Source organism: Streptomyces sp. AK08-02, from assembly GCF_033795085.1.
In the GTDB taxonomy this organism is placed as follows: Bacteria; Actinomycetota; Actinomycetes; order Streptomycetales; family Streptomycetaceae; genus Streptomyces; species Streptomyces echiniscabiei.
Genome location: NZ_JARAZV010000016.1, coordinates 115,724 through 141,921 on the forward strand (window position 1 = coordinate 115,724; position 26,198 = coordinate 141,921).

General features: G+C 70.2%; 26 protein-coding genes. 9 read left to right on the forward strand and 17 right to left on the reverse strand.

All coding sequences use genetic code 11. The annotated features are described in order from the left end of the window. Positions 1 to 109: 109 nt before the first annotated feature. The 3 genes from PV734_RS31515 to PV734_RS31525 all read right to left on the reverse strand — a co-directional run bounded on the left by PV734_RS31515 (position 110) and on the right by PV734_RS31525 (position 3,287). Complete coding sequence (locus PV734_RS31515; RefSeq protein WP_319293046.1) at positions 110 to 1,198, reverse strand: iron ABC transporter permease; 1,089 nt, start codon at positions 1,196 to 1,198, stop codon at positions 110 to 112. Then, positions 1,195 to 2,148: an iron ABC transporter permease gene (locus PV734_RS31520; protein ID WP_319293221.1), complete on the reverse strand. Its 954-nt coding sequence runs from the start codon at positions 2,146 to 2,148 to the stop codon at positions 1,195 to 1,197. The genes PV734_RS31515 and PV734_RS31520 overlap by 4 nt, the downstream gene beginning before the upstream one ends. A 74-nt stretch (positions 2,149 to 2,222) precedes the next feature. After that, positions 2,223 to 3,287 carry an iron-siderophore ABC transporter substrate-binding protein gene (locus PV734_RS31525; RefSeq protein WP_319293048.1) on the reverse strand — a complete coding sequence of 355 codons (1,065 nt, stop codon included), beginning with the start codon at positions 3,285 to 3,287 and terminating at the stop codon, positions 2,223 to 2,225. A 100-nt stretch (positions 3,288 to 3,387) separates the two neighbouring features. Here PV734_RS31525 and PV734_RS31530 point away from each other — a divergent pair, with 100 nt between their 5' ends. Beyond that, a complete protein-coding gene (locus PV734_RS31530; RefSeq protein WP_319293050.1) occupies positions 3,388 to 3,588 on the forward strand; it encodes a hypothetical protein in 201 nt (66 codons plus the stop codon). Between the two features lie 34 nt (positions 3,589 to 3,622). Here the strand turns inward: PV734_RS31530 and PV734_RS31535 are convergent, their stop codons facing one another. The 5 genes from PV734_RS31535 to PV734_RS31555 all read right to left on the reverse strand — a co-directional run bounded on the left by PV734_RS31535 (position 3,623) and on the right by PV734_RS31555 (position 8,124). Then, positions 3,623 to 4,549, reverse strand: coding sequence for a DUF5829 family protein (locus tag PV734_RS31535; protein WP_319293223.1), 927 nt, complete (start codon positions 4,547 to 4,549; stop codon positions 3,623 to 3,625). 99 nt (positions 4,550 to 4,648) lie between these two features. Next, positions 4,649 to 5,368 carry a maltokinase N-terminal cap-like domain-containing protein gene (locus tag PV734_RS31540; protein WP_319293052.1) on the reverse strand — a complete coding sequence of 240 codons (720 nt, stop codon included), beginning with the start codon at positions 5,366 to 5,368 and terminating at the stop codon, positions 4,649 to 4,651. Positions 5,369 to 5,422: 54 nt separating this feature from the next. Beyond that, positions 5,423 to 5,992: an ATP-binding protein gene (locus PV734_RS31545; RefSeq protein WP_319293055.1), complete on the reverse strand. Its 570-nt coding sequence runs from the start codon at positions 5,990 to 5,992 to the stop codon at positions 5,423 to 5,425. 102 nt (positions 5,993 to 6,094) lie between these two features. Beyond that, positions 6,095 to 7,279, reverse strand: coding sequence for a helix-turn-helix transcriptional regulator (locus PV734_RS31550; RefSeq protein WP_319293057.1), 1,185 nt, complete (start codon positions 7,277 to 7,279; stop codon positions 6,095 to 6,097). 149 nt (positions 7,280 to 7,428) lie between these two features. Continuing rightward, positions 7,429 to 8,124 carry a class I SAM-dependent methyltransferase gene (locus tag PV734_RS31555; protein WP_319293059.1) on the reverse strand — a complete coding sequence of 232 codons (696 nt, stop codon included), beginning with the start codon at positions 8,122 to 8,124 and terminating at the stop codon, positions 7,429 to 7,431. Between the two features lie 336 nt (positions 8,125 to 8,460). On the opposite strand from PV734_RS31555, the gene PV734_RS31560 reads away from it, so the two are divergent. Beyond that, positions 8,461 to 10,524 carry a restriction endonuclease gene (locus PV734_RS31560; protein WP_319293061.1) on the forward strand — a complete coding sequence of 688 codons (2,064 nt, stop codon included), beginning with the start codon at positions 8,461 to 8,463 and terminating at the stop codon, positions 10,522 to 10,524. Between the two features lie 437 nt (positions 10,525 to 10,961). Beyond that, the gene (locus tag PV734_RS31565) at positions 10,962 to 11,513 is read left to right on the forward strand and encodes a DUF3455 domain-containing protein (RefSeq protein WP_319293063.1); all 552 of its coding nucleotides are present in this window, start codon (positions 10,962 to 10,964) and stop codon (positions 11,511 to 11,513) included. 520 nt (positions 11,514 to 12,033) lie between these two features. On the opposite strand, the gene PV734_RS31570 is transcribed toward PV734_RS31565, so the two are convergent. From PV734_RS31570 to PV734_RS31580, 3 genes are all read right to left on the reverse strand, one after another. Next, on the reverse strand, positions 12,034 to 12,450 hold the full coding sequence (locus tag PV734_RS31570) for a hypothetical protein (RefSeq protein WP_319293065.1): 417 nt from the start codon (positions 12,448 to 12,450) through the stop codon (positions 12,034 to 12,036). A 199-nt stretch (positions 12,451 to 12,649) separates the two neighbouring features. Beyond that, the gene (locus PV734_RS31575; RefSeq protein WP_319293067.1) at positions 12,650 to 13,765 is read right to left on the reverse strand and encodes an AI-2E family transporter; all 1,116 of its coding nucleotides are present in this window, start codon (positions 13,763 to 13,765) and stop codon (positions 12,650 to 12,652) included. A 133-nt stretch (positions 13,766 to 13,898) separates the two neighbouring features. Then, positions 13,899 to 14,276: a helix-turn-helix domain-containing protein gene (locus PV734_RS31580; protein WP_319293069.1), complete on the reverse strand. Its 378-nt coding sequence runs from the start codon at positions 14,274 to 14,276 to the stop codon at positions 13,899 to 13,901. A gap of 98 nt (positions 14,277 to 14,374) precedes the next feature. Between PV734_RS31580 and PV734_RS31585 the strand changes: the two genes are divergently transcribed. Further along, positions 14,375 to 15,043, forward strand: a complete 669-nt coding sequence (locus tag PV734_RS31585; RefSeq protein ID WP_319293071.1) for an NADPH-dependent F420 reductase — start codon at positions 14,375 to 14,377, stop codon at positions 15,041 to 15,043. Positions 15,044 to 15,164: 121 nt separating this feature from the next. After that, a complete protein-coding gene (gene msrA / locus PV734_RS31590) occupies positions 15,165 to 15,677 on the forward strand; it encodes a peptide-methionine (S)-S-oxide reductase MsrA (RefSeq protein ID WP_319092319.1) in 513 nt (170 codons plus the stop codon). A gap of 83 nt (positions 15,678 to 15,760) precedes the next feature. On the opposite strand, the gene PV734_RS31595 is transcribed toward msrA, so the two are convergent. From PV734_RS31595 to PV734_RS31605, 3 genes are all read right to left on the reverse strand, one after another. Beyond that, a complete protein-coding gene (locus PV734_RS31595) occupies positions 15,761 to 16,891 on the reverse strand; it encodes a hypothetical protein (protein WP_319293073.1) in 1,131 nt (376 codons plus the stop codon). Continuing rightward, entirely contained in the window at positions 16,888 to 18,555 is a 1,668-nt protein-coding gene (locus PV734_RS31600; protein WP_319092317.1) for a M48 family metallopeptidase, read from the reverse strand. Before PV734_RS31600 ends, PV734_RS31595 begins: the two co-directional genes overlap by 4 nt. Positions 18,556 to 18,867: 312 nt before the next feature. Continuing rightward, the gene (locus tag PV734_RS31605) at positions 18,868 to 19,986 is read right to left on the reverse strand and encodes a hypothetical protein (RefSeq protein ID WP_319092316.1); all 1,119 of its coding nucleotides are present in this window, start codon (positions 19,984 to 19,986) and stop codon (positions 18,868 to 18,870) included. 121 nt (positions 19,987 to 20,107) lie between these two features. On the opposite strand from PV734_RS31605, the gene PV734_RS31610 reads away from it, so the two are divergent. Further along, positions 20,108 to 21,262 carry a cystathionine gamma-synthase gene (locus tag PV734_RS31610; RefSeq protein ID WP_319092315.1) on the forward strand — a complete coding sequence of 385 codons (1,155 nt, stop codon included), beginning with the start codon at positions 20,108 to 20,110 and terminating at the stop codon, positions 21,260 to 21,262. A 33-nt stretch (positions 21,263 to 21,295) separates the two neighbouring features. Here the strand turns inward: PV734_RS31610 and PV734_RS31615 are convergent, their stop codons facing one another. From PV734_RS31615 to PV734_RS31625, 3 genes are all read right to left on the reverse strand, one after another. After that, positions 21,296 to 21,544, reverse strand: a complete 249-nt coding sequence (locus PV734_RS31615; RefSeq protein WP_319092314.1) for a hypothetical protein — start codon at positions 21,542 to 21,544, stop codon at positions 21,296 to 21,298. Then, a complete protein-coding gene (locus tag PV734_RS31620; protein ID WP_319092312.1) occupies positions 21,541 to 22,047 on the reverse strand; it encodes a sigma factor-like helix-turn-helix DNA-binding protein in 507 nt (168 codons plus the stop codon). The genes PV734_RS31615 and PV734_RS31620 overlap by 4 nt, the downstream gene beginning before the upstream one ends. A gap of 131 nt (positions 22,048 to 22,178) precedes the next feature. Further along, positions 22,179 to 22,685 (reverse strand): MarR family transcriptional regulator, encoded by a 507-nt coding sequence (locus PV734_RS31625; protein WP_319092311.1) that lies wholly within the window; start codon positions 22,683 to 22,685, stop codon positions 22,179 to 22,181. A 164-nt stretch (positions 22,686 to 22,849) separates the two neighbouring features. On the opposite strand from PV734_RS31625, the gene ilvA reads away from it, so the two are divergent. The 3 genes from ilvA (at position 22,850) to PV734_RS31640 (ending at position 26,144) form a co-directional block, all read left to right on the forward strand. Beyond that, on the forward strand, positions 22,850 to 24,088 hold the full coding sequence (ilvA, locus tag PV734_RS31630) for a threonine ammonia-lyase (protein WP_319092310.1): 1,239 nt from the start codon (positions 22,850 to 22,852) through the stop codon (positions 24,086 to 24,088). 218 nt (positions 24,089 to 24,306) lie between these two features. Then, the gene (locus PV734_RS31635; RefSeq protein WP_319293075.1) at positions 24,307 to 25,302 is read left to right on the forward strand and encodes an ATP-binding cassette domain-containing protein; all 996 of its coding nucleotides are present in this window, start codon (positions 24,307 to 24,309) and stop codon (positions 25,300 to 25,302) included. Continuing rightward, positions 25,299 to 26,144 (forward strand): ABC transporter permease, encoded by an 846-nt coding sequence (locus PV734_RS31640; protein WP_319092308.1) that lies wholly within the window; start codon positions 25,299 to 25,301, stop codon positions 26,142 to 26,144. The genes PV734_RS31635 and PV734_RS31640 overlap by 4 nt, the downstream gene beginning before the upstream one ends. The last annotated feature ends 54 nt before the right edge of the window (positions 26,145 to 26,198 follow it).

Sequence of the window (26,198 nt, forward strand, 5' to 3'; positions counted from 1 at the left end):
GGTGCACGTATTCGGCTGCGGGTTCGTTGTGGCTTGGCGCGCCCACGCGGCGGAGCCGCATATCGATACAGCCCCGCGCCCCTGAAGGACGGGGCTGCGCCCCTGTCCCCTAGGCGTGATCCGGGCGACGGTTTCCAGGGGCCGCAAGGAGCCACAGCAAGTACGGGCCGCCCACCAGCGCCGTGAGTGCCCCCACTGGGATTTCCAGTGGGGGCAGCAGCGTACGGGCCACCAGATCCGCCCCCACCAGCACCACCGCCCCGGTCAACGCCGATCCCAGCAGCGGTAGTTGAGGCGTACGGGTGAGCCTCCGCGCCAGTTGTGGCGCGGTGAGCGCGACGAACCCGATCGGTCCGGCGGCGCCGGTCGCGGTGGCGGCGAGGACGACCCCGAGGACGGTCAGCCCGAGCTGCGTCCGGCGCACCCGCACTCCGAGCGCGGCGGCGGTGTCGGCGTCGAGCCCGAGCGGTCGCAGCGCCCGGCTCGCCCACACCAGCGCGGGCAGACACAGCAGGAGTACGACGCCCAGCGGCCTCGCCTGCTCCCACCCGCGCCCGTTGAGACTCCCCGTGAGCCAGAGCTTGACCTGCTCGGCGGCCTCCAGCTCGCTGTCGGTGAGGTAGAGCTGGACCACCGCGGAGAGCGCGACGCCGATCCCCACCCCCGTGAGCACGAACCGGCTCGCCTGCATCCCACGCCGCCAGGCGAGCACGTAGACGAGCGCGGCAGCCGCGATGCCGCCCGCGACGGACACGGCGGGCATGGCCCCGGGGGACGCGACCACCCCGGTGGCGAGGGCCAGCACGGTCGCGGCGGCGGCCCCGTGCCCGACGCCGATGACGTCCGGGCTGGCCAGCGGATTGCGCGTCACGCTCTGCACGAGCGCCCCGGCGAGCCCGAGGGCGGCCCCGACGAGCGCCCCGAGCACGATCCGCGGCACCCGCAGCTCGTTGACGACGAGGTCGTACGCCCCGCCCCCGTGCCGCACGGTCGCCCACACCTCCCCGGGCGGAACGTACGTCTGCCCGACGGACGCGGACACCGCCATCACCAGGGCGAGCAGCGCGAGGAGCCCGGCGGCGACGGCGGCGGACCGCCGGTGCAGGAGGAGGGAGACGCGGGGCTGGGGCCGCAGCACGACGACCCCGCGAGGAAGGGAGCCGCCCCGGGTGTGGTGCCGTACCGGAGTTCCGCTCACGTACTCGCCACCTTCCGCCGTACGAGCACCACCAGTACCGGCACGCCCACCAGCGCCGTCATGACACCGGCGGGGACTTCGGCCGGGGCCCGTACGACCCGTCCGGCCACGTCGGCGGCCAGCAGCAGGGCCGCGCCGAGGAGGGCGGACAGCGGGAGGACGTGGCGATGGCCGCCGGGGACGAGGCGTCGGGCCAGGTGGGGTACGGCGAGGCCGATGAACGCGATCGGCCCGGCGGCGGCGACCGCGGCGGCCGTCAGCAGGGTGGCGCCGAGCGCCGCAGCCCCCCGTACGACATGCACCCGGTGCCCGAGCGCCCGGGCCGTGTCGTCGCCGAGCGCGAGAGCGTCCAGGCCACGGGCGCAGCCCAGCACGAGCAGCGCCCCGCAGAGCAGGAACGGCAGCATGCGCCCCACGGTGTCGGCGTCCCGCCCGCTGAGCGCGCCCACCTGCCAGAAGCGGAACTGGTCGAGCGTGGCGGAGGAGGAGGTCAGTACGACGGTGGTGGCGCCGGCGGTCATCGCGGACAGGGCGGTACCCGCCAGCGCGAGTTTCACGGGTGAGGCGCCGCCACGGCCGCGCGCGGCGATGGCGTACACGAGACAGGCGGCGGCGACGGCCCCGGCGAAGGCGTACCACACGTACCCGCCGAAGCCGTTCGCCGGCCCGAGCGCGATGGCGATCACGACACCGGCCGCCGCGCCCTGGCTGAGCCCGAGGATCCCCGGGTCGGCGAGCGGATTACGGGTGACGGCCTGCAACGCGGCCCCGGCGAGCCCGAGGGCGGCCCCGGCGGTGAGTCCGATCTCGGTCCGGGGCAGCCGCAGTGAACGTACGACCAGCGCGTCCGGAGTGCTCCCGCCGTGCAGCAGCGCGTCGAGCACGGCACTCGGCGGCACGGGGCGAGTACCGACGGCGAGGCTGAGCAGAGCGACGCCGGCGACGGCCAGGAGGGCGAGGACGGCGACGGCGGTGGTGGCCGCGGTACGACCTGCTGTACGGGCGGTACGCGCTGGATGTGCGGTCACTTGCCGAGGTGCTCGGCGAGCTGCCGTACGACGAGACGGGCGGCGGTCGGACCGGCGTTGAGGTACCAGGGGTCGTCGTCGACCTTGACGGCGTGCCCGGTGGTGACCGCCTTCATCGACTTCCAGAGCGGCCCGGCGACAACACTCGCCGCGTCGGTCTTGGCGGCGTCGCCCTGCACGGAGTAGAAGATCCAGTCACCGTCGGCGGTGTCGATGCTCTCGGCCCCGATGTCCTCCGAAATGGCCCTGAACTGCTGGGACTTGGGCCGTCCGAGCCCCATGTCCACGGCGATGGACCCGGTGAAGGAGGAGACGCCGAACATACGGGTTCGGTCGGGCGTGAAGCGGACCATGGAGACGGTGGTGGAACCGAGCCCACCGCCCTGCTTGCCGAAGTCGGCGGCGTCGGAGGCGATGGTGTCGACGAGCTTCCGGGCCTCCTGCCCCTTGCCCACGGCGTCCCCGACGAGCAGCAGATCCCGCTTCCAGTTGATGCCGTTGCCGGCGGTGACGACGGTCGGGGCGATCTTGGAGAGCTTGGGATAGAGGTCGCCGAGGGAGTCGTTGGCGAGGATGAGATCGGGCTTGGCGGCGGCGAGGGTCTCCAGGTTCGGCGCCTGGCGGGTCCCCGCGTCGGTCATTGCGGAGAGCTTCGCCTTGTACTGCGGGAAGGCGTCGGCGAGGTAGTCGGGGACGAGCCCGGCGTTGCCGGCGCGGGTGGTGGCGGCGGGGACGAGCCCGAGGGAGAGCAGGTCGTCGAGCTGCCCGGTGCTGAGGACGGCGACGCGGGTGGGCGCGGCCTTGAGAGCGGTGGAACCCTTGAAGTGCGTGACGGTACGGGGGAAGGTGCCGTCCGTGCCCACGTCGGACCCCATGCCGGCGGCAAGGGCGGAGGGCGCGGCGGAGGGCCCGTCGGCGGAGCCTTCGGAGGCCCCGATGACAGGGTTGCGGGCGTCGGCGCCGGCCGCCTTGGCATCGTTGTCGGAGGTCGAGGAGCAGCTGGTCAGCAGCCCTCCGGCGAGGATCGCGGCCAGAAGGGGCTGCCACTTCGACGTACGCACTTGTTCACTCCGCTGCTCTGCTTTTCAGCCAATCCGGCATTGCTAAGGCAAGGCTTACCTTAACTTCGCCTTCTGTGTGGCGCGGACCCGGGGTCGTGACGTGGACGACTTCGACACGATCCGCGCGCGCAGCGGGGAGGCCGGGCTCCCGTACTGGGCGGACCCGTCCCACCGCCGCCCGCACGAGATCAACGCGAACGACGGTGGGAGAGGGGCGTACTTCGAGGAGCCGAAGGGCCACAGCCCGGGAGATCCTTACGCGGCCGTACGGGAGGGAGAGCGGGGGCGGGGGCAGGGGTGAGGGCGGTGGCGGGGCCTGAGTGAGCCTTCGGCCGTCACGTCCCGCTGGTGTCCTCGAACGTCCACACGGCACGGGCGCCCGGGCCGACGGCCAGGGTCGAATGGCCGAGCTGTTCCTCGTGGCGGTGGCTCATCGGTCGGTTGAGGGACATCTCGACCCGCCGCATCCCCGCGTGTTCGCGCGCGACGACGTCGTAGCGGATCGTGGTGCCGCCGCCCTTCGCGACGATGCCGCCGTCCGCCACCGACCGGACGGCGAAGCCACCGGCCCGCAGCAGCGGCACCGTGGCGGCGAGGTCGCGTGCGGTGACCGCGAGGCGGACCGACGTGATGTTCCGCATCAGGTGGTCGCGGTAGAGGTCGGACAAATAGCGTTCCCGGCCGACGTCACCGGGGAAGGCGGCCGGCTCGGTGTTGCTGCGCGGGTCGGCGAAGTACTCGGGCGTGTACTCCATCGCCCAGGCACCGTACGCGTCGTACTGGAGGGTGGTGAGGACCGCGTCGAACCACGGCACCGGGACGCCGTCGCCGAAGTCCCGCGTCTGCTGGAACAGGACCGGGTCACTGACCCCTTCCGCCCGCAACCGCTCGACGACAGTGGCCTGATCACCTGCCCGCTCGGTCGACAGGCCCGTTCCGGCGGAGCCGAGGGTGCCGTCCTGGCCGGGCACGTCGCCGACGCCGAACAGTTCGAGGTAGGTCTCGCGGCCCATCAGATACCGGCCGGTCCAGGTCTCACCGCCGGCCCCGGTCGTGGTGCGGACCTGGAAGTTGGCGAACCTCCGCAGATAGGCGGAATGCTCGATGGCGTCGGCGGTCTCCCGGTCGAACACCCCGTACGCGTGGTTGTAGTAGAGCAACTGCCGCTCAGGCGACGGTGATTGCTTCTCCCGAGCGGGTGCCGCGCTCGCAGCACCGCCCTGCACCGCCGCTGCGAGGGCCACAGCGATGACAATGATCATCCGTAACGTTCTTCGAAGCAGCATGTCAGCGATCGTAGGACGGAGAATTTGCGTCCGCTGTTGATTTCCGTGACATGCGGGCGCGCCGGTTCGGCCTGCTCAGGGGGTCGCGGTGCCACCGAGAAGCACGAACGGGGCGCGACCCTCGCTGCCGTCCGGCAAGCGCCAGCCGGCGGTGACGTGCCCTCGGGCCTCGGTCGGGTCGATGACAGAGGCCTGCTGTTCCGGCTGCGCCGACTGTTCCGGTGGGAGAACGCGGGTCACCTGAAGGGTCAGGGCGGTACTCCCCGGCTCGCTGCCGCCCGCCGCCACGGTCTCCACCACTACAAAGGTGCCGTGCTCCCCATCGGTGACGGCAACGGACGCGACCTCGGCGGAGACCCCGGCCCCCGTGAGGTGACCGGTGACAGACGGGTCGGGGGTGTCGCTCAAGCCTTGTGCCTGTGCCTCGGCGCGGCCTTGGAGGAGGGCGAGCAACTGGCCTACGAGTACCGGGTCATGGGCCCCGTCGTACAGCCAGCGCTTGCCCAGCACCCCGTGCTCGGAGGTACCCACGAGCGCGTCGTCGGCTGCTCCGTCGAGCGGCGCGCCCCGGTAGCTGAGCGGCACGTGGTAGGAGACCGGCTTCCCACCGGACGCGTCCGTGACCACCATGAACTCGATACCCACCTCCCCTTCCGGATCGTCGAGCCGAAAGCCCCCGGCTTTGCTCAACTCCGGCTCACTCGCCCCGCCGAGATACCAAGGTCGAGTGGGAAGCCAGGCCGTGAGCAGCTCCAGCTTGCCGGGGGACATGGTCGTGTGGTGGATGACAGCCATGTCTCGGGAACTTCTTCCGTCGGCCGATGATTCCCCTGTCGGCGCCGACGTCTGTCAGGCCGAGTACTCGATCCTCAACTCGGCGAGGTCGAAGCGGCACCAAACGGTCTTGCCGCCTCTGATTCCCGGCGACCACCACACGGACTCGGCCAGCCGCTGGGCGATCAGAAGTCCGCGTCCTCGGTCGGGCAACAGTGCTTCGGCGAAGTCGTCCGCCGACGCAGGCGACACGAACTCGCCCGGCGGGAGCTCGGGCGGGGTCGAGTCCTCGTCGGAGACTCCGATCACGAGGATCTCGGGGTACGTCATCAGCGACACGTCGATGCGTCGTCCGGTGCCCGGACGGTTGAGGCGGTCATCCGGCACCGCGTGATGCACGACGTTGCCGACGAGCTCCGACACGACGAGCCGCGCGGCATCAACTGCGTGCGGCAGCCCCCAGGTTCGGAGGTACGAGCCGACCATGTCGCGCGCGGCTCTGGCGCAGTACGGGGACTCCGCCGAGAGCGTCAGCGCTCGAAAGTGTCCGTTCGCCGGATCATGCACCGAGCGGGTCGTATCACTCACCGCCGAGGCATTCGTGGGGGCTGCCGCGCCTGCTGCTGCCCTGCTTTGAGTCGTCATACCGATAACGCTAGGTAATGGCGTGATCGCGCATCAATGGCACTTTGGTGAGGTCCCGACTCGAAGTGCCACTCAGCGTTGGAGAGCCGGCCGCACAACTGTCTACAGAGCTACGCCGATCGCGTCGGCGAGGCTCCGCATCTCCGGGGTGAGTGTGCGCCGACGGGCAATCACCCGGCTGAAGATGTCCCGCGCGTACCGCTGGTTGGGAAGCCATTGAGGAGCGTCCGCGCGGATGCCTTGCAGGACCTCGACGGTTTGCGCGTAGTCGCGCGAGCGGGCGTGCGCCTCCGCCACGTCCAGGAGATGGCGGTTCCGGTTGTTGGAGGTGGGGCGCATGCCGCCGGTGGGGATACGTGCGGAGAGCTTGAGCACCAGGTCCGGCCTGTCGACGACCATGGCGTTCTCGGCGCGCTTCAGCGCCACGGTGACCGGGCCGAAGGCCTGCAGGAAGTCGTCACGAGGAGCGAACTCGCGCCCCATCGCAACCGCCGCCGAATTGGCGTACCGCAAGGCGTCGTCGGCCTCGCCGGGCCGGTTGTCGCGGATCGCTGCGGCGGAGGTGCGCAGCAGGAGCCACCCCCACGCACTCAGCTCCGCCGGAGTCGCCCGCGAGATGCGCGGCTCGACCTCGTCCGCCCATCGCGTCGACAACTCACGTGCCTCGGCCAGTCGGCCGCGACGCAGCAACAACCAGCATTGTGTGCTCACGGTCGCCGCCGCCTGAAGCCGGTCGGAGGCGTCGTTCAGAGACCGCGTCAGGGCGATGTCCGCCGCCTCGAACTGCCTGGTCTGGGTGAGCAGCCACCCCGTCAACTGGGCGAGCCGAACACGTACGGCACGCCCCTCGTTTCCGCTGTCGGCAACTAGATCAGCATCCCGGAGCAGCGGCGGGAGGATGACGCTCAGTTCGGCGAACCGGTCACCGGAGAAGAGCGGCAAAGCGGCTTCCAGAGCCTCGTGTACGCCGGCCACGGTCGGTTCGTCACCCATGCCATCGGGGTGCACAGGAGCAGCCAGCGCGCGCCGCACACCTTCCCAACGATCACCAGTCCCCGGTGCTGCCTCCTCCGGCTCGTCCTGGTGCTCGGCGATGAGGCTTGTCGTCGGTACGCGCAGCGTCTGCGCGAGCCGGCGTGCGGTCTCCAGGCGGGTGTCGACCCGCTCGCCCTGCTCCAGCTTCCGGATCAAGGAGAGGGAGACGCCGGACTCGCTCGCCAGCTGGCGCTGAGTCATACCGCGCCGCTTGCGCACTTCCTGGAGCCGCTTGCCGAGGTTGGCGCTCATGATTCGAGCGTACGGCGGCGGTTGGGAGTCCGTGGAGGCTTCGCGTTGCTGTCACTCCGAGGAGAGGGCTCGCGCGGCCTTTTCCACTGTCCCATCTCAATCGTCATGGGGCGGCAGTTGGCGCGCATTCCCGTCATCGAGCGTTGAGCTCAGGCCGGCGCTGTACCCGCTGGCCGGGGCTTGGTTGCCTTGACCGCCAGGACGATCGGGGTCGGTGCCCCGTCCTCGGCGAAGCGGTCGAGCCGCAGACCGGCGTCAAGGAACGCGTGCAACAGCTCGGGAAGCGGGCGGTGCATGGCGCCCACCTTGTCGCGCACGCCCTTGTTCGTCCAGGACTCCTTCGTCCAGTAGCCGCTGTCGAGGTAGCCGGGGCGGATCACCACTGCTTCCGGGTCGCTGAAGTCGGCGAATCCGCCGCAGAAGCTGGGGTGGACACCGACGTGCACGAACGTGCCGCCCGGCTGGAGAACCCGTGCGGCCTCACGCAACACTGCCGGATATCCGGGCATGTCCGTGTGGACCATCATCGCGATCACGGCCGGCACGGACTCGTCGCGCAGGGGCAGTCGCTCGGCATCGGCCTGGGCCACCGGCAACCGTCCGTGGGCGTGGGCCAGCATCCGCCCGGAAAGGTCGATTCCCACCGGTGTCCAGCCCAGTTCGCGAACCGGAGCCGCGTGGACGCCCGTGCCGCAGCCGATCTCCAGGCAGGTGCCGCCACCTTCACCGAGCAGGTCGCGAAGGAGGCCGCCCAGGCTCAGCGGGTGGCCGTCTCCCGGGCTTCTGGCGAGGAACTCCGTCTCGTACCAGTCCGCGATCTCGTCGTATGCCGCATTCGGCGCCATCGGTCCCTCCGGCAAGTCGTGGTCATTCCTCCGGAGGCTGCCCGCCCGGGGCACCGCTGCCCGGGATTCCGCCCGAGGCGGAACCGCTCGGGTTCACGCTTGCCGCCCGGACACACCACATCGCATTGCGGAATGCGACAGTTCGGGTTCTGCGGCCCAGTACGGCTCTGGTTACTGCCGAGTCATGTTGACCTGCGGGTATGGCCGGGTGGGCCGCCTTTGACGAGTGGATATGCGAGAGGGTGATTGCTGGGTAGAGTCGTCTGGTTACAACTGGTTGTGGGGACAACCAATGTGTTTCCCGGCTGCCAACGTCCTGGGGAGGGCCTGCAGCACATGAGTCGTCGCTCTACTGGTTCCGTCGGCGTCTGGGCCGAGATGCAACGGCAGCAGCAGCGCCAGTTGGAAGCCGCGGCCAGACGGCAGAGGCAGGAAGAACAACAGGCGCGGGCCTATCAGAGGCGAGCCGCCCAGAGCCACCGCGAGTACCGCCAGGCAGACGCGCAGCGTCGCACGGAGGAACTGGACGTACAGGTCGCGTCACTGCAAGGTCTTCTCGCCGCAGGCTGCGGGGCCCCGGCGTTCAGTGCGGCGGCACTTATGCGGGCCGAGACGGTCCAGCCCTTCTCCGCCGGGTCGTTGGCCTATGCCTTGCCCATGCCCAGCCCTGATCAGTACCAGGCGCAGGGCGGCTGGACGGCGAGCCGCCGCGCGCAGGCGCAGGCCGAGGCGCGGGCGCGCTTCGAGCGGGACTGGCAGGCCGCACAGGCGGCAGAAGCACAGCGCCAGCAGCAACTCGCCGTATCCCAGAGGGAGTACCAGCAGTGGGCGAGTGCTCAGCTGGCGGAGGTTCGCCGGCACAATGCGGGCATTCGCGAGGTGACCGAAGGCGTCAGACGCGGAGACCCCGGTTCGGTGGTCGAGTACTTCTCCGCCGCTCTCTACTCGTCGGGTGCATGGCCCGAGGACTTCCCCCGCCATGTATCGGCGGCGTACGACGCGGCAGCTCGACAGCTGGTTCTCGACTGGGAGCTGCCCGGATACGCCGTGGTCCCCGAAGCGAAGTCCGTGCGGTACGTGTCCTCCCTCGACCAGGACAAGGAGTCCCCGCGCCCGGTGAGCCAGCGCCGTGCCCTGTACAGGGAGGTTCTCGCGCAGTGCGTACTGCTCGTCCTGCACGAGCTTTTCGCCGCGGATGAGCTGGGCGCGCTGGAGTCGGTGTCCTTGAACGGGTTCGTGGATGAGCACGACCCGACGACGGGCCAACGCGGCCACATCTTCCTCGTGACGGCGATGGCCTCGGGGTCGGCGTTCCGCGCATTGCATCTGGCCCAGGTGGACGCGGTCAGCTGCCTGACCGACGGACTGCGAGGGCAGCTTTCGGCGCGGCCGGACCAGCTCGCCACCGTACGGCCAAGTCGGCGGCCACAGGATGTCGGCAATCGCGTTGTCGCCCATGGCGGCGATGACGAACCCGATCTGTTCGCCATGGATCCGATCGCGTTCGAGGATCTCGTCGCCGATCTCTTCCGGGCCATGGGCATGCAGGCGGTGACCACGCAGCGCTCGAACGACGGCGGTGTGGATGTCGACGCGCTCGATCCGACACCGATTCGCGGCGGCAAGATCGTCGTGCAGGTGAAGCGCTACCGCAACACGGTGCCACCCACCGCTGTACGTGACCTGTACGGCACCGTTCAGGATGCCGGTGCCAACAAGGGCGTCCTCGTGACGACTTCAGGGTTCGGCCCCGGCTCGCACACCTTCGCCAACGGCAAGCCTCTGGAGCTGATCTCAGGAGCCGAGCTCGTCGACCTACTGCACCGTCACGGGCTGCGTGGGCGACTGGGTGAGGGGGGTGGCCGCCCGACCACGGCGGGGCCGACGCCCGTAGGGCCCGCCGCACAGTTGCCCGCCGACTACAACATCCTGGGCATGTCGTGGACCGGAAGCGTCGCCCTGGACGTGTGCGCTCTCGTCTGCCGTGGCAGCCGTGTGCTCAGCGATGACCACTTCGTCTTCTTCAACAACCACCAGACACCTGATGGCGCGGTGCGAGCTCTTCCTGCCGCCGCACCGGACAAAGCCGCGATCTGTGTGACCTTCGACGGGCTACCGGAGACCGCCGACCGGTTCGTGCTCGTGGCCGCCATCGACCCGGAGGTGAATCCGGCCGCCGACCTCTCCGGCTTCACGGACGCGTGTATCCGGCTCCTCGATCCGGCGATGACCGAACTGGGACGCCTTGAGGTCTCCGACGGTCGGCCTGGTGAGACTGCCCTGGTGCTTGGTTCCTTCCGCCGAAGGTCCAACGGGGACTGGGACTTCGTGCTTGGAGGAAAGGGCTACAGGGGCGGTCTTGAGGAACTCGTGCAGGACTTCGGCATCGTGGTGGAGTAGGACCGCCGGAGGTCCGCACACTGCTGCGGCCCGCCGCACCCAGCTGCCCTGATGGTCAGTCGCGCGCCCCCAGTACGCGGAGCCCTGCCCGGCCATGTGCCCCACAGGACCTCGTCGCATCGCAATCCGTACGGCGATACTCCCTACTCGTGAGACGTGATGATCTCCGCCGGGCAGTTCCGCCAGCCGGGGTCCAGTGGTCATCACTCTCAACCAAGCGGTGATGCCCACGAGTTGTTCACCTTCTCGTCGCTGATCTTCACGCGACGGCGCGGGGCTGAGGGGGCAGGACCAATTACCGTGCGGAAGGTCGACGAACCGCACAGTCCCGGCTCAGGGACCTGCGTGACATCCGCGCCGCGCTCACGACCTGGTTCAGATCTCAAGGTTCAAGGTTCAGCGTTCAAAGTTCGAAAAACGTTCTGGAGACAAGCTCGATGAAATTCGCCAAGCGTCTCATCCTCACCACCACCGCGCTCACCGCCGTGGCCGCCGGCACCCTTCTGAGTGCGACCGTCGGTCAGGCGGCAACCGTGCAGTCCGCCCGCCCCGGCGTCGACGCTCCCGCCGTGCTGAAGGTTCCCGACGGCAACCGGCTGACCGGCGTTTTCTCCGCCGAAGGCGTCCAGACCTACACCTGCACCGACGGCGCCTGGAAGCTGCTGGAGCCCGCCGCCACTCTCTGGGCCAAGAACGACCGCTCCCACCGCACGGTTGCCCTCCACTCCCGCGGCCCTGTCTGGGTGTCCACGGTGGACGGCAGCGCGGTGAACGCCGCCGCCATCGCCAACTCGCCCAAGACCGGCACGATCCCGGAACTCCTCCTGCAGTCCACCGCCACGCGCGGCACCGGCGTCTTCGCGGGCGTCTCCTACATCCAGCGCCTCAACACCCACGGTGGCGTCGCCCCTGCGACCGCCTGCACCGGCACCGACCAGGTGAGCGTCCCGTACTCCGCGACGTACGCGTTCTACAAGCCCGCCAAGTGAAGCGGTGAGCGCTGACCGGTAGGTCATGGAGTGATAGGGCAAGGGCCATGGGAATTCGCTGATCTCAAGGGCCCTTGTCCTGCCCGGGTATGCGTGGGAGGAACGCTCCCACGCCCGTGATAACGCCGTCCCGCGGTCGATCCCCGCCTTTGCGGATCAAGCCCAGTTTCGCGCGAGGCTGCTGCGTGGTCCCCCGACAATGGCTAGCGTCGCAGTATGACGTCGGTTGACGAGTGGCCTGACTTTCCCGAAGGGCTTGACCCCGGGAGCGTGTCCTTTCGGGAAGCGCGGTGCACAGGGCACGGTAAAACGTGCGCGGAGCCGCGGGTCAAGGTGGTGCGTACCCGAGATGGTGCACGGTGGGCCGCATGCGTGCGTGCTGTGCGCGCGATCGCTGCTGATCGTGGTGCCTGATCTGCCGGGTGAGACGTCCAGGTGGCCGCGGCAGTTCCCTGATTTCTCTGGACCACTCCGGAAAGCGGCGCGTGTATTCGTGGCACCCGCCGCTCGCACGAAGAGGTCAGCCGAGTGCCATGCCGGGAATGAAGGCCACGATGCCGGAGAGGAAACTACCGATCGCGGCCAGCGTGACGAGAGCGGCTTTTCCGTCCGAGAAGAGGCCGGAGCAGAACTCTCGTACTTGGCGTCGGAGAATCAGCATTTTCAGTTTCTGCCAGCGATGTTGGCGGATGTGACATCCCATGAGTAGACCGGTCGCGTTGTTCCTGCAACCGTCGTTCCGCCCCCTTACCGGGGCCGCACAGGTCACGGGTGCTTGGAAGAAGCACCAGATCAGCACAAGCGCCGACAGGGTTGCGACGATCGCAGGTCCTGCGGCCTTGTTGATCCAGGCGGCGATCAAAAGAGCGGCGGCGACGACGCCCCACCACTGTCCCAGCCCACCGAATCGACTGCTCATCGCCCCTGAAGTCGCCATGTCTGTAATCGTGGCGTGGGGCTCGGCGAATCATGCGGCGGGGGAGCGGTTTGACCGAAATCAGGCTCCGGGAGGCTGACGTCCTGCGGCACAGGATCATTCACGGGGTACCGGCTGTATGAGCAGATGATCGCCTGCCTGCTTGTACGCCGAACACGACGCCGACCGGGCACGGAGACGGCGCCGCACCCCCGTAGCCCTAGGACGCGACAGCGGCCCCGGCGTCCGACTCGTCGGTGCCCGGATCCTGTGACGGTTCGCGGATCTGCTCGCGCACGTAGTTCCAGACCACCGCGATCAGCGCGGCGACCGGTACCGCGAGCAGACTGCCCACGATGCCGGCCAGGCTGCCGCCCAGCGTCACCGCCAGCAGGATCGCCCCCGCGTGGAGGCCGAGTCCGCGACTCTGGATCATGGGCTGGAACACGTTGCCCTCAAGCTGCTGCACCACGACGATGATGGCCAGCACGATCAGCGCGTCCGTCAGGCCGTTGGACACCAGCGCGATGAGAACCGCGACGAAACCGGCGAACAGGGCGCCAATGATCGGTACGAACGCGGAGACGAAGGTCAGCACCGACAGCGGGAGCACCAGCGGTACCCCGAGAATCCACAGTCCCAGGCCGATCAGGACAGCGTCGAGCAGGCCGACAATCGCCTGAGAACGGACGAACGCTCCCAGGGTGTCCCAGCCGCGCGCGGCCACGGTCGGGACGTCGACGGCGAGCCGACCGGGCAGCTGCTGGGCGAGCCACGGCAGGAACCGAGGGCCGTCCTTGAGGAAGAAGAACATCAGGAAGAGGGCCAGGACGGCGGTGACCAGGCCGTTCACCACGGTGCTCACTCCCGTGACGGCAACGCCGACCAGGCTGCCCAGGCCGTCCTGCGCGCGGGAGACCGCGCTGTCGAAGGCCTTGTCGATCTGGGCGTCACCGATGTTCAACGGCGGCCCGGCAGCCCACTCGCGCAACTTCTGGATGCCGTCGACCACGCCGTCGGTCAGGTCGCCTGACTGGGACGACACCGGTACCGCGATCAGTGCCACGAAGCCCAGTGCGACCAGGAGGAACAGCACGGTCACGGTCGATGCGGCCAGTGCGGGTTTCCAGCCGCGACGACGCAGGAAACGGGTCGGTGGCCAGGTCAGCGTGGTCAGGAGCAGGCCGACCACGAGCGGCCAGACGACCGACCACATACGGCCCAGGATCCACAGAGCCACCGCGAGCATCAGCAGTACGAGCAGCAGCTCGGCGGAGGCACGCGCCGTCGTGCGGAGCGCGGCACGGGCTTTTGCGGAACTCAACGAGGCGGTCACGCATGCACCCTATGGGTAGTCACGTCACACCGGCATGGCTGCTCACCGTGTGCGAAACCCGGCACACGAGCGATGCCGACCCGCGGGCGGCCTGCGGGGCGGGGACGATGATCCGCGAGCCGAGACGGAAGGGTCACAGATCTTCCGAGGTGTTGCTCTCCCGAGCTTCAAGAAGCTCGTCGGCGTGCTCGATCGCCCAGCGGCCCAGGACCGTCATCGGGCCCTCGACCAGGCTCCGTCCGAGGCCGGTCAGGGCGTACTCGACGCGAGGCGGTGCCTCGGCGTACGCGTGGCGTTCGAGCAGTCCCGCGGTGACCAGACGGTGCAGGGACTCGGTGAGGACCTTGTCGCTGATGCCACCGATCGCCGTGCGCAGCTCACCACGTCGGCGCGGCCCCACGCGAAGAGCCGCCAGTACGACGGGATCCCAGGTGTGGGTGAAGAGATCGGTGGCCGCGCGCAGTCGGCAGTCGGCGACGAAATCGAGGCAGTGGGCGTCGTGATCAGTCATCTCGCCGCCCATCATCCTCCGTCGGTCACGCACCGATCGGTGCGTAACACCCCGCATACCGTCCTACCCGACCAACCACGGTGTGAGAGGCGGCGACGATGCGTATCGGGATCCTGGGAACGGGGACACTCGCGGCGGGCCTGGGCGAGGGCTGGGCACGGGCGGGTCACGAGGTGGTGATCGGCGGGCGGTCGCGGGCGAGGGCGGAGGGTCTCGCCGAGCGGCTGGGGCACGGTGTGCTCGCCGCTCCGCCGCGTGAGGTGGTCACCGGGGGGCGCGACGCGGTACTGCTCGCCGTGTCGTGGGACGGCGTCGAGGACATGCTGAAACTGGTGGGCGCGGCGGACGGCGTACTCGACGGGACGCCGTTGATCGATCCCACCAACGCCGTGGCACACGGTGTCGGCACGCTGCTCACCGGACAGGGCGAGTCGATGGCGGAACGGATCGCCGGGCTCGCGCCAGGAGCCAGGGTCGTGAAGGCGTTCCATCTCTTTCCCGCCGCCCAGTGGACGAGCCCGCCCGACGCCGACGGGTCCCGGGTGACGGTGGCGATGTGCGGCGACGATACGGCGGCACTGCGCGTCGTCGGTGAGCTGGTGCGGGACGTCGGCGGGATCCCGGCGACTCTGGGCGCGCTGGATCGTGTCCGTCAACTGGAGGAGGTGGCGGGGTTCGTCATCGGCCTGGCGTTCGCGGGCTTCGACCCCAACTCGGCCGTTCCCCGGGTCCCCGCGGCCGGCGGTGGCAGTAACGCGCAGGGGTAGCAACCGTGCCGCACGGAATTGCCCGGAACCCTCGCGCGTTGAAGAAGCGGGCGAGGGCTGCCGGTGGTGTGTGGGCCGGACAGCCCGAGTGATCGAGCCGACAGGAATGTGGAGGGCTGCAATGGCTGCGCAGACGCAGAGGGCCGTGCTGGCGGGCGGATGCTTCTGGGGGATGGAGGAGTTGATCCGCCGTCTTCCGGGCGTGACGGCGACCCGGGTCGGCTACACCGGTGGTGACGTGCCGAACGCGACGTACCGCAACCACGGCACGCACGCGGAGGCCATTGAGATCCTCTTCGACCCCGAGGCGACCGACTTCCGCGCGATCCTGGAGCTGTTCTTCCAGATCCACGACCCGAGCACCAAGAACCGCCAGGGCAACGACATCGGCCTCAGCTACCGTTCGGCGATCTACTACGTGGACGACGAGCAGAAGCGGATCGCCGAGGACACGATCGCCGACGTGGACGCCTCCGGCCTGTGGCCCGGCAAGGTCGTCACCGAAGTGGAGCCGGTCGGCCCCTTCTGGGAGGCCGAGCCCGAGCACCAGGACTACCTGCAGCACTACCCGAACGGCTACACCTGCCACTTCCCGCGCCCGGGATGGAAGCTGCCCACCCGCGCGGAGGGCTGAGCGCGCTGAGCGCTGAGCGCGGGGCGGGCCGGGGTGGCTCGCCCCGGCCCCCGCGTCCTGGGCCTGTCGCCCACTCCTACGCCCTACTCCTGTTGCGCCGCCGACACGACCGCCTGTGCCGACAGGTTCCGGATGTGGCAGTAGCGCGCTGTCATGTTCGCGCGGTAGCGCCATGGCAGGGCGTCCACGTAGCCGTCGACCAGCCTGAACTGCTCGATCGCGGCCTCGTCGCGGTCCTGTAGCGAGAGGTAGTACGCCAGCAGGTGGCGCAGTTCCGGCAGGCGCGGGTGAGTCGGATCGGCCGCCGCTGCGTCGGCGAGGCCCGCGTTCACGCGGGCGATCATCTCGGGGGTGCGGTCGGCGTCGCTGTCGTCCGACTCGTCGTGCTCGAAGTGGGCGATCAGCGGGAGGACGGTCAGCAGGCTGCCCAGTGGTGCGGCTGCCGCCGCGCGCTCGGCGAACTCGGTCGCGAGCTGCTCCGAGCCGCGCCACTTCTCGCACCAGTACTGCAACGCCGAGAAGTGGGCCTCGTAGTGGTGCGGGTCGCGGGCGGTGATCTCCGACCACAGCTTGTCCATCGCGGAGTGCGGGTAGCCGAGCCCGAGCGCGGTCCAGATCTCCGCGACGTACGGGGTCGGGTCGTCCGGGTTGAGTGCCGCGGCTCGAGCTATCTCCTCGCGGGAACGCTGCAGCAAGCGGTGGAATCCCGCGAACTGTTCGCCCGTCGTGTGGTTGGCCCGCAGGCCACCCCTGACGTTCCAGGCGAGTTTGACCGTGCTGCGGGCGCGGACCAGGGCCGCGTCCGGGTCGTCGGGGCCGAGCGGCCCGTCGGTCTCCCACGCGAGCAGCCAGGCGTCGTCCTCGGCCGCGATGCTCGCCAGCAGAGACGAGGCGGAGGCGCGGCGCTCCCAGTCCCGGCCGATACCGTGCAGCAGCTCGGCGGCGGCTTTCCAGGAGCCGTCACCGCCGTCCCGTACGGCGTCGAGCGCCGTCTCCCAGCCGTCCGGCAGCACTCCCGCGTACTTGGTGCTCTGCCGTTCGGCGGGCAGCAGCCCGAGCTGCTCGGCGGCCGCCGCACCGCCGTCACCGTCATCGTTGGTGGCGGTGCCCCTCGTCTGGGCGACGAACTCCTTGACGAACACCCCGCCCAGCCAGAGGGCGACGATCAGGGTGGGCACGGCCAGGATGCCCAGGATCCACAGCAGTACGGTCATCGGGGGGCGTCCGTTTCTCGGGTGGCGGGGTCGCGGGGAGCGGGGGGAAGCAGGGCGCGCAGCGGGGCGGTGTCCGGGGGATCGGCGAGGGCCGTGTTCACGGCTCCGGCGATCGCGGCGTCGAGCCCCGGGGCGCCGTCGTCCGGTGTGTCGCCCGGCGCCGGCAGCAGACGTGCCTTCGCCGACTGCTCCCAGGAGAACTCCCAGCGCATCCGCGACCGCGCGCTGAACTCCGCCATCACCATGCTGTGCAGCGAGTTGTGCAGGGTCGGGCGCACGAACTCGCGAAACGCCCGTCCCTTCGCCGCGACCGCCTCGTCCGACAGCGGCAACCTGCGTGCCAGCTGCCACAGTTGGCCGTCGTCGATGAGGGTGAGGAGGGCCTGGAGGGAGGGGCGGTCCTTCGTGTACAGAGCGAGGGCCCGGTGCAGTGGGGTGTTGAGTGCGGCGAGGTTGCCGGCCATCGCGCCGTCGAGGAGTTCCTGCCAGTCGGCGGTGCGCGGCAACTGCCGTACCTCGTCGGTCAGTACGGCCTCCTCCAGCGCGGCGAACGTGCGCTCCGCGTCGGTCAGTACGGCGATGGCCGCACCGCGGGCCTCGTCCGCGCGGCCGTCGTCGGGCAGCAGCTCGATCCGGCGTACGCGATCGGCGACGGGTGGGTGGGAGTCGTACGGCGAGGTCGGTTCCGTGGGCAACTCGCTGCGCAGGGTGGCCAGTTCGAGTTGGCGGGCGGTCAGCATCCGGCCGAAGCCGCCGAACACCTCGCCGTGCGGCGGCAACAACCCGGCTTCGGTGCCGAGGGTGGCGTAGGAGCGCACATAGAACCCGAACGCGCCGTCCAGCACCGGGATTTCGCGCAGTGCCGAGGCGATGGCGTCGCGGCCGGCCGTCCGGGCGGCGGAGGCGTCGGCGGCGTACTCCTGGCGGCGGGAGTCGGCGAGTGTGATGCGGAGGTACAGCTCGGCGTACGCGGTGTAGATCCGGGCCAGTGCGCGGTACGTGATGCCCGCGCCGGCCGTGTCGATCGCCCGCCCCTCCTTGCCCCTGGCCTCGGCCCTGGCGTTCCGCCGCTCCTGCCGGGCCCGTTCGCGGGCCTCCGTGCTGCCGGCGCGCTCCTCGAAGTTCCTTATGGTGCGCACGAGTTGGGCGCGTCCGCGCAGTGCGGGGGCGGCCAGGCGGGTGTCGGAGCCGGCGTAGTGGCCGAGTTCATGGGCGAGGACCGCGCGCAACTGGGCCTCGGTCAGCCCCTGCATGAGGGGTACGCCGAGGTAGAGCCGGCGCGGTCCGGTGCGGAGACCGAGCAGGTGGGCGTCCTCGCTGACGGCGGCGTTGACATCGCCGGTGAGGACGATGCGGGACGGAGCGCGGGTGCCGACCTGGTCGGCCAACTCCCGCACGATACGCCAGAGTTCGGGCTCCTCCGCCTCGGTCACGGGCAGGCCAGAGGGTTCCTCGCCCTTCGGCGTACGCAGCATGAGCAGGCCGCGGACCAACGGAATCGCCAGCAGTACGGAGACGAAGGCCAGCTTCGCCGCGAGCGCCGCCGGAGCGTGCGCGAAGAGCAGGAAGTCGGCGCCGGCGAGCACCGCCAGCAGAAGCACGCCGAGCAGATAGAAGCCGGCGAGCAGTACGAGAGCGCGCAGCGCGCGCAGGGTCGAGCCCATCGGGCCGGGATCCCTCCACGGGGAACGGGGACGGTAGGAAGGGCGCGCGGCCGAGCGGTGGGGTCATGACCGGCGGGTGGGGGAAAGCGGAGTATCGCCTACGGGCGCATGGGCAGGCAAGACATGATCATGCCAGTGGGGGTGGAGTGAGGCAGGGCGCGGCGAGGCGGGCCGGGCGGGGTGAGACACGGGGCGTCAGCGCGGGCGCTCTCGGCCCTTTCCTCGTCCCCGTTCCCGTTGCCGGGCGGCTCCGCCCGTCACCGGCCCGTCACCGGCACCGCCGCCGTGCTCACCGCAGCGCGGTCACCACGCTCACCGCAGCAGCGTCGCCGGGCTTCCGCCGTTCGCCTCGTACCCCGCCACCGCCAGTGCCCGGTACACCGCGAACTCCGACGCCGGGTCGGCGGTGAGGGTCCAGGGGAGCGCGCCCACGTGGCCGTCCACGTGCACCAGCTGGTTCATGGCCTCCGCCCAGCGCTCGGAGCGCACCAGGAAGAAGATCAGCAGGTGGCGTACATGAGCGAGCATCGGGTCGTCGGGGCGAGCCGCGTGGACCGCGTACAGCGCGCCGTGGATCGACTTCGTCACCACCTCGCTCTGGTAGAAGCCGCTGACCAGGTTCACCTCGGGCAGGTGCTCGAAGACCGCGAACAGGGGCATCGCCGCCAGCAGCGAGCCCTGCGGAGCCCGGGCCGCCGCCGCTTCCGTGAACGACATCGCCAGCGCGCGTGAGCCGTGCCACTTCTCGCACCAGTAGTGCAGGGCCGCGAGATGCGCCCCCATGTGTTCCGGCGCGCGGTCCAGGATCTTCAGCCAGAGCTGCTCGAACTCCGGCCGGGAGTACGCCAGTCCGCGCGCCACCGACAGTTCCACGATGTACGGGACCGGGTCACCGGGGGAGAGGAGCGCCGCGTCGCCGCACGCCGCCTTCGCCTCCTCCATGATGATCCGGAACTCGTCCGTCCCGGGAGTCGACGTCCGCCACGCCTGCTGCACCAGGAACTCCGCGTGCACCGCCGCACCGCCCGCGTCCTTGGGCGACTCCGTCCGCCACACCCGCAGCCACTGGCCGCCCGGCGTCTCGCTCACCCCGCCGGGGCGCTGCCGCAGCTCAAGCGACGCGGCGCCCGCGAAGGCCTGCACGCGCTGCCAGCGCCGCTCACCGTCCTTCTCCGTGCCGGCGAGGAGCTGCGCCGCCGCTCTGTAGTCCTGGGTGCGCTGCACGACGTCCAGGACGTCCAGGAGATCCTGGTCGGGGCCGGGCATCCGGATGTCCAGCTCCTCCTGCCGGACGAAGCCGTAGTTCGCCGGGTCCGCGGCGTCCGGGTCACCGGGGGCGACCAGCTGAATACCGGCACTCCTGCGCCGCACGAACGGCAGCACCACGAAGCCGAGCATGACCAGCGCCATCAGGACCCAGAGAATCTCCATGCCCCAAGCGAACCAGACGCCTCCGACAATTGGCGAACCAGGCCCGTCCCGGCCCGCCCCGCACCCGGCCGCACAGACGGTGGGCGTCATCGAACCCGCGAGCGCACTACCCTCGGTTCACATGAGCGACAGGCACATCAGTCAGCACTTCGAGACCCTCGCGATCCACGCGGGCAACACCGCGGATCCCCTCACCGGCGCGGTCGTCCCGCCGATCTACCAGGTCTCGACCTACAAGCAGGACGGCGTCGGCGGGCTGCGCGGCGGATACGAGTACAGCCGCAGCGCCAATCCGACCCGTACCGCCCTCGAAGAGAACCTCGCGGCGCTGGAGGGCGGTCGCCGCGGACTCGCGTTCGCGTCAGGACTGGCGGCCGAGGACTGCCTGTTGCGTACGCTGCTCAGCCCCGGCGACCACGTGGTCATCCCCAACGACGCCTACGGCGGCACGTTCCGCCTCTTCGCGAAGGTCGTCGCCCGCTGGGGCGTGGAATGGTCGGTCGCCGACACCAGCGACCCCGCCGCCGTACGGGCCGCCCTCACCCCGAAGACCAAGGTCGTCTGGGTGGAGACCCCCTCCAACCCCCTCCTCAACATCACCGACATCGCGGCCGTCGCCCAGATCGCCCGCGGCGCCGGCGCCCGGCTCGTCGTCGACAACACCTTCGCCACGCCCTACCTCCAGCAGCCGCTGGCCCTCGGCGCGGACGTCGTCGTGCACTCCCTGACCAAGTACATGGGCGGCCACTCCGACGTCGTCGGCGGCGCACTGGTCACCGGTGACCAGGAACTCGGCGAGGAACTGGCGTACCACCAGAACGCGATGGGCGCGGTCGCCGGGCCCTTCGACTCCTGGCTGGTGCTGCGCGGCGCCAAGACGCTCGCCGTGCGGATGGACCGCCACAGCGAGAACGCCACCAGGATCGCCGACATGCTCACCCGGCACGCGCGCGTGACGCGCGTTCTGTACCCGGGGCTCCCGGAGCACCCCGGTCACGAGGTCGCCGCCAAGCAGATGCGGGCGTTCGGCGGCATGATCTCGTTCCAGGTCCAGGGCGGCGAGGAGGCGGCCGTCGAGGTCTGCAACCGCGCCAAGGTGTTCACGCTGGGCGAGTCCCTCGGCGGTGTGGAGTCCCTGATCGAGCACCCGGGGCGCATGACGCACGCGTCCGTCGCCGGGTCGGCCCTGGAGGTGCCGGGCGACCTCGTACGCCTCTCCGTGGGCATCGAGAACGTCGACGACCTCCTGGAGGACCTCCAGCAGGCCCTCGGCTAGACGAGCCGGAGACCCGGTCACCGCGACCGGGTCTCACCAGCCGGTCAGGGGCGGAGTCGTCTGCGACGGCGGCGCCACCCAGGGCTGGACCGTCGCCGCCCACACGCTGAAGACGAGCACCGCGGCGATCAGCAGCAGCCACATCAGCCGTCGCGCCGCCTGCCTGCGCCGCAGCATGCGGCCGCCGCGCCGTACGACCTCCACGTACAGGTCGGGCGGTACCGGGGGCGGCCTGCCTTCCATGATCTGCCGTGCGGCGACCTCCCGGTCCCGGCGGCTCATGACGGCACCACCTTCGGCCCGGCCACCACGGGCGGCGCCGGGCCCGGCGGCGGGTGCAGCAGCGTCGCCGTCGCACGGTCACAGATCGCGTGGACCCGCTCCGTGGGCAGCCCCAGCAGCGCCGCGGTCTGCTCCTCGCCGACCCCCTCGTACAGCCGCAGGACCAGGATCAGCCGCTGCTGGGGGGTGAGTACGGCCAGGGCACTGCCGGGGTGCGGACGGGCCCGGCCGAGGCCGCCGTACTGGTGCCAGGCCCCGCGCGCGAAGCGGACGGCGAGATACTGGCGGGCCCGGTCGTACGGGTCCTCGCCGCGCATCCGGTCCCAGCTCGCGTACGTGTGCGCGAAGGCGTGCGTGAGCAGGCGCCGCGCGCGCGGGTTGTCCCGCGGCGCCTCCGCCGTGAGCAGCGTGGCCGTGTGCAGCAGCCGACCGGCCGCTCCCGCGACGAACGCCTCGAAGTCCCGGCCCGGTCCGGCACCGGGGGACGCCTGCCGTTCTCGCACCGTGCCTCCCGCCGTACGACAAGGACCCGGTCTCATCTGAGGCCAGGTTCCGCCCGCCGGTCAAGAGCCAGGAAGCAGGAGTCCTCGGGCCGCGCCCACACGCGCGTGGGCGCGGGTCTTCGGCACCGGTGTCAGGAGGCGGGTCCCGGCTCTCCCACCGGGATGCCCTGGGCGGCCTGGCGGGCGGAGAGCGCGGTGTTGAAGCGCGTGAGGAGCGTGCAGAACACCTCGCGCTCCTCCGGCGCCCACTCCTGGGTCAGCTCGGCCATCAACTGGCGCCTGGAGGACCGGACTTCCTCCAGCCGCGCGAGCCCGCGCGGGGACAGCTGGAGGACCACGGCGCGGCCGTCCTCGGGGTGCGAGGTGCGCTTGACGAGGCCGGTGTCGACGAGCGGAGCCACCTGCCGGGTGACCGTCGACGAGTCGATGCCCATGCTCGCCGCGAGCGCCTTGACGCCCATCGGGCCTTCCTTGTCGAGGCGGTTGAGCAGGAGATACGCGGCGCGGTCCATCGAGTTGCGCACCTGCCCGACTCCCCCGAGCCGGGTCTGTTCGGCACGGCGCGCGAACACGGCGACCTCGTGCTGCAACGTGTCGAGGAGACCGGCGTCACCGACGGTCGTCATGTCCATCGACATTTCAGGTGTTGTGGGCATGGCCGGGGGCTCGCTTCATGAAAGGGGGTGCTGGGTTGGGGGACAGGGTACGCGGCCGGAAGGCGGGCCGTACCGACGCTGAGTAAACAGGTCTCGGTGCTTGGTCACACCGCGAGTCCGCGCCTGTGAACTGCGAGACTTGAGTCATGAGCTACAGCACGGCTGACTCCTTGCACTCCTTGCGGCCCGTCACTCTCGACGACGTACGCGGCGCTCAGAAGATGCTCCTGGGCGTGGCGCGCATGACGGCCATGGAGGGCAGCCGGTACCTGTCCCAGCTGGTGGGCGCGCCGGTGCACCTCAAGTGCGAGAACCTCCAGCGGACCGGGTCCTTCAAGCTGCGGGGCGCGTACGTCCGTATCGCCGGGCTGCTGCCCGAGGAGCGGGCCTCCGGTGTCGTCGCGGCCAGTGCCGGCAACCACGCGCAGGGGGTCGCGCTGGCGTCGGCACTGCTGGGGGTGAACGCCACGGTGTTCATGCCGCAGGGCGCGCCGCTGCCCAAGATCAGCGCTACCCGCGAGTACGGCGCCGAGGTGAGGCTGTCCGGGCAGGTCGTCGACGAGACGCTGGCCGCAGCCCAGGAGTACGCGGACCGGACGGGCGCGGTGTTCATCCACCCCTTCGACCACGCCGACATCATCGCCGGGCAGGGCACGGTGGGTCTGGAGATCCTGGAGCAGTGCCCCGAGGTCCGCACGATCGTCGTGGGGATCGGCGGGGGCGGCCTGGCCGCCGGGATCGCGGTCGCCGTGAAGTCGGTGCGGCCCGACGTACGGATCGTGGGCGTACAGGCGGCGGGAGCGGCGGCGTATCCGCCCTCACTGGCGGCCGGGCGGCCGGTGTCGGTCGCGAACCCGGTCACGATGGCCGACGGGATCAAGGTCGGGCGGCCCGGTGACGTGCCGTTCGGGATCATCGGCGAGCTGGTCGACGAGGTCCGCACGGTCAGCGAGGACGAACTGTCGGCCGCGCTGCTGCTCTGCCTGGAGCGCGCCAAGCTCGTCGTGGAACCGGCGGGGGCGAGCCCGGTCGCCGCGCTGCTGAGCCGGCCCGGGGCTTTCGAGGGACCGGTCGTCGCGGTGCTGTCCGGCGGCAACGTCGACCCGGTGCTGCTGGAGCGCATCCTGCGCCACGGCATGGCCGCACAGGGCCGCTACCTGGCGGTTCGGCTGCGTCTGACGGACCGGCCGGGCGCCCTCGCGACGCTTCTCGGGGCGTTGTCAGTGGTGGACGTTAATGTCCTCGACGTGAGCCATGTCCGGACCGACCCGCGACTCGGCCTCACGGAGGCGGAGGTCGAACTGCACCTGGAGACGAAGGGTCCGGCGCACTGCGCCGAGGTCGGTCTGGCCCTGCGCGAGGCCGGTTACCTCGTCATCGACTGAGGCCACTCACTCGGACGGGTGGCTCTGGAAAAATGCATTGAGAGACGCGATACATCGCGTTATGGTTTGTGTCGGGCCACCGCACGCGCCGCAACTGTTCCCTTCGTGCGCCCGCTCATCCTCCTCTTCCTCGCCGGTCGGGGCAAAGGAGAAAAATCTAGGCTTTTCGCGGTGATCCCCCAACGACGCGGCAATCCCCAACGACGTGGAGAACTGATATGCCAGGCGCCATCTACGCCGAAGGTCTGGTGAAGACCTTCGGCGACGTAAAAGCTCTGGACGGCGTCGATCTTGACGTCCCGGAGGGCACGGTCCTCGGCCTGCTCGGGCCGAACGGAGCGGGCAAGACCACCGCCGTCCGCTGTCTGACGACCCTGCTGCGGCCCGACCGCGGCACGGCGGTCGTCGCGGGCATCGACGTCCTGAAGAACCCCGACGCCGTCCGCCGCTCGATCGGCCTCTCCGGCCAGTTCGCGGCGGTCGACGAGTATCTGACCGGCCGCGAGAACCTGCAGATGGTCGGGCAGCTCTACCAGATGAAGGCGAAGCCGGCGAAGGCCCGCGCGGCCGAACTGCTGGAGCAGTTCCACCTCACGGACGCCGCCGACCGCCCGGCGAAGACCTACTCCGGAGGCATGCGCCGCCGGCTCGACCTCGCGGCTGCCCTGGTCGTCTCGCCGCCGGTGATGTTCATGGACGAACCCACGACCGGACTCGACCCCCGCAACCGCCAGCAACTGTGGGAGGTCATCAAGGAGTTGGTCTCCGGGGGGACGACCCTGCTGCTGACCACGCAATATCTGGAGGAGGCCGACCACCTCGCGCACGACATCGCGGTGGTCGACCACGGCCGCGTCATCGCGCGCGGCACCTCCGACCAGCTCAAGGCCCGCACCGGCGGCGAACGCGTCGAGGTCGTCGTGCACGAGCGCGAGCACATCGCGACCGCGTCCGAGGTACTGGGCGTCTTCGGCAAGGGGCAGGGCGAGGTCACCGTCCAGGAGCACATGCGCAAACTCACCGTGCCCGTCACCGGCGGCGCGAAGCTCCTCGCCGAGGTCATCCGCGAACTGGACTCCCGTGGCATAGAGATCGACGACATCGGCCTGCGCCGCCCCACCCTCGACGACGTCTTCCTCTCCCTGACGGGCCACACGGCCGAGGCGAAGGACGAGGAGAACGGCAAGCAGAGCGAAAAGGAGAACGTCCAGTGAGTGCCGTCACCGACGCCGTGCCCGCAGAGGCGCCCACGAACCCCTTCAGCCAACTGATCCGCGACTCCCTGGTCATCGCGAAGAGAAACCTGCTTCGTATGTCGAGGATTCCCGAGATGGTGATCTTCGGGCTCATCCAGCCGATCATGTTCGTGGTGCTCTTCGCGTTCGTCTTCGGCGGCTCCATGAACATCGGCGGCTCTACGGACTCCGGCACGTACCGCGAGTTCCTGATGGCCGGCATCTTCGCCCAGACCGTCACCTTCGCGACGGCGGGTGCGGGTGCGGGCATCGCCGACGACATGCACAAGGGCCTCATCGACCGCTTCCGCTCCCTGCCCATGGCACGCGGCGCGGTGCTGACCGGGCGCACGCTCGCCGACCTCGTGCAGACGGCGCTCACCCTGTTCGTGCTGGCGGTGGTCGCCCTGCTGGTCGGCTGGCGCACGCACACCAACATCGGTGAGGTGCTCGGCGCCTTCGGGCTGCTGCTCCTGACGGGCTACGCGTTCACCTGGATCGGCGCCCTCATCGGCCTGTCCGTACGCACGCCCGAGGCAGCGACGTCCGGCGGACTGATCTGGCTCTTCCCGGTCACCTTCGTGTCGAACGCGTTCGTGGACTCCAGCCGGATGACCCCCTGGCTGCGTCATGTCGCCGACTGGAACCCGTTCAGCGCGACCGTGCAGGCCTGCCGGCAACTGTTCGGCAACCCCGGCGTCTCACCGTCCGACGCCTGGCCCATGCAGCACCCGGTGTGGGCCTCCGTCATCTACTCGGTCCTGATCATCCTCGTGTTCAGGACCCTCGCGGTCCGCAAGTACCGCTCGGCCACCGCATGACGAAGCCCCCGGCGTCCTGGGGCGCCGGGGGCTCGTCAGGGTCTTCGAGATCGA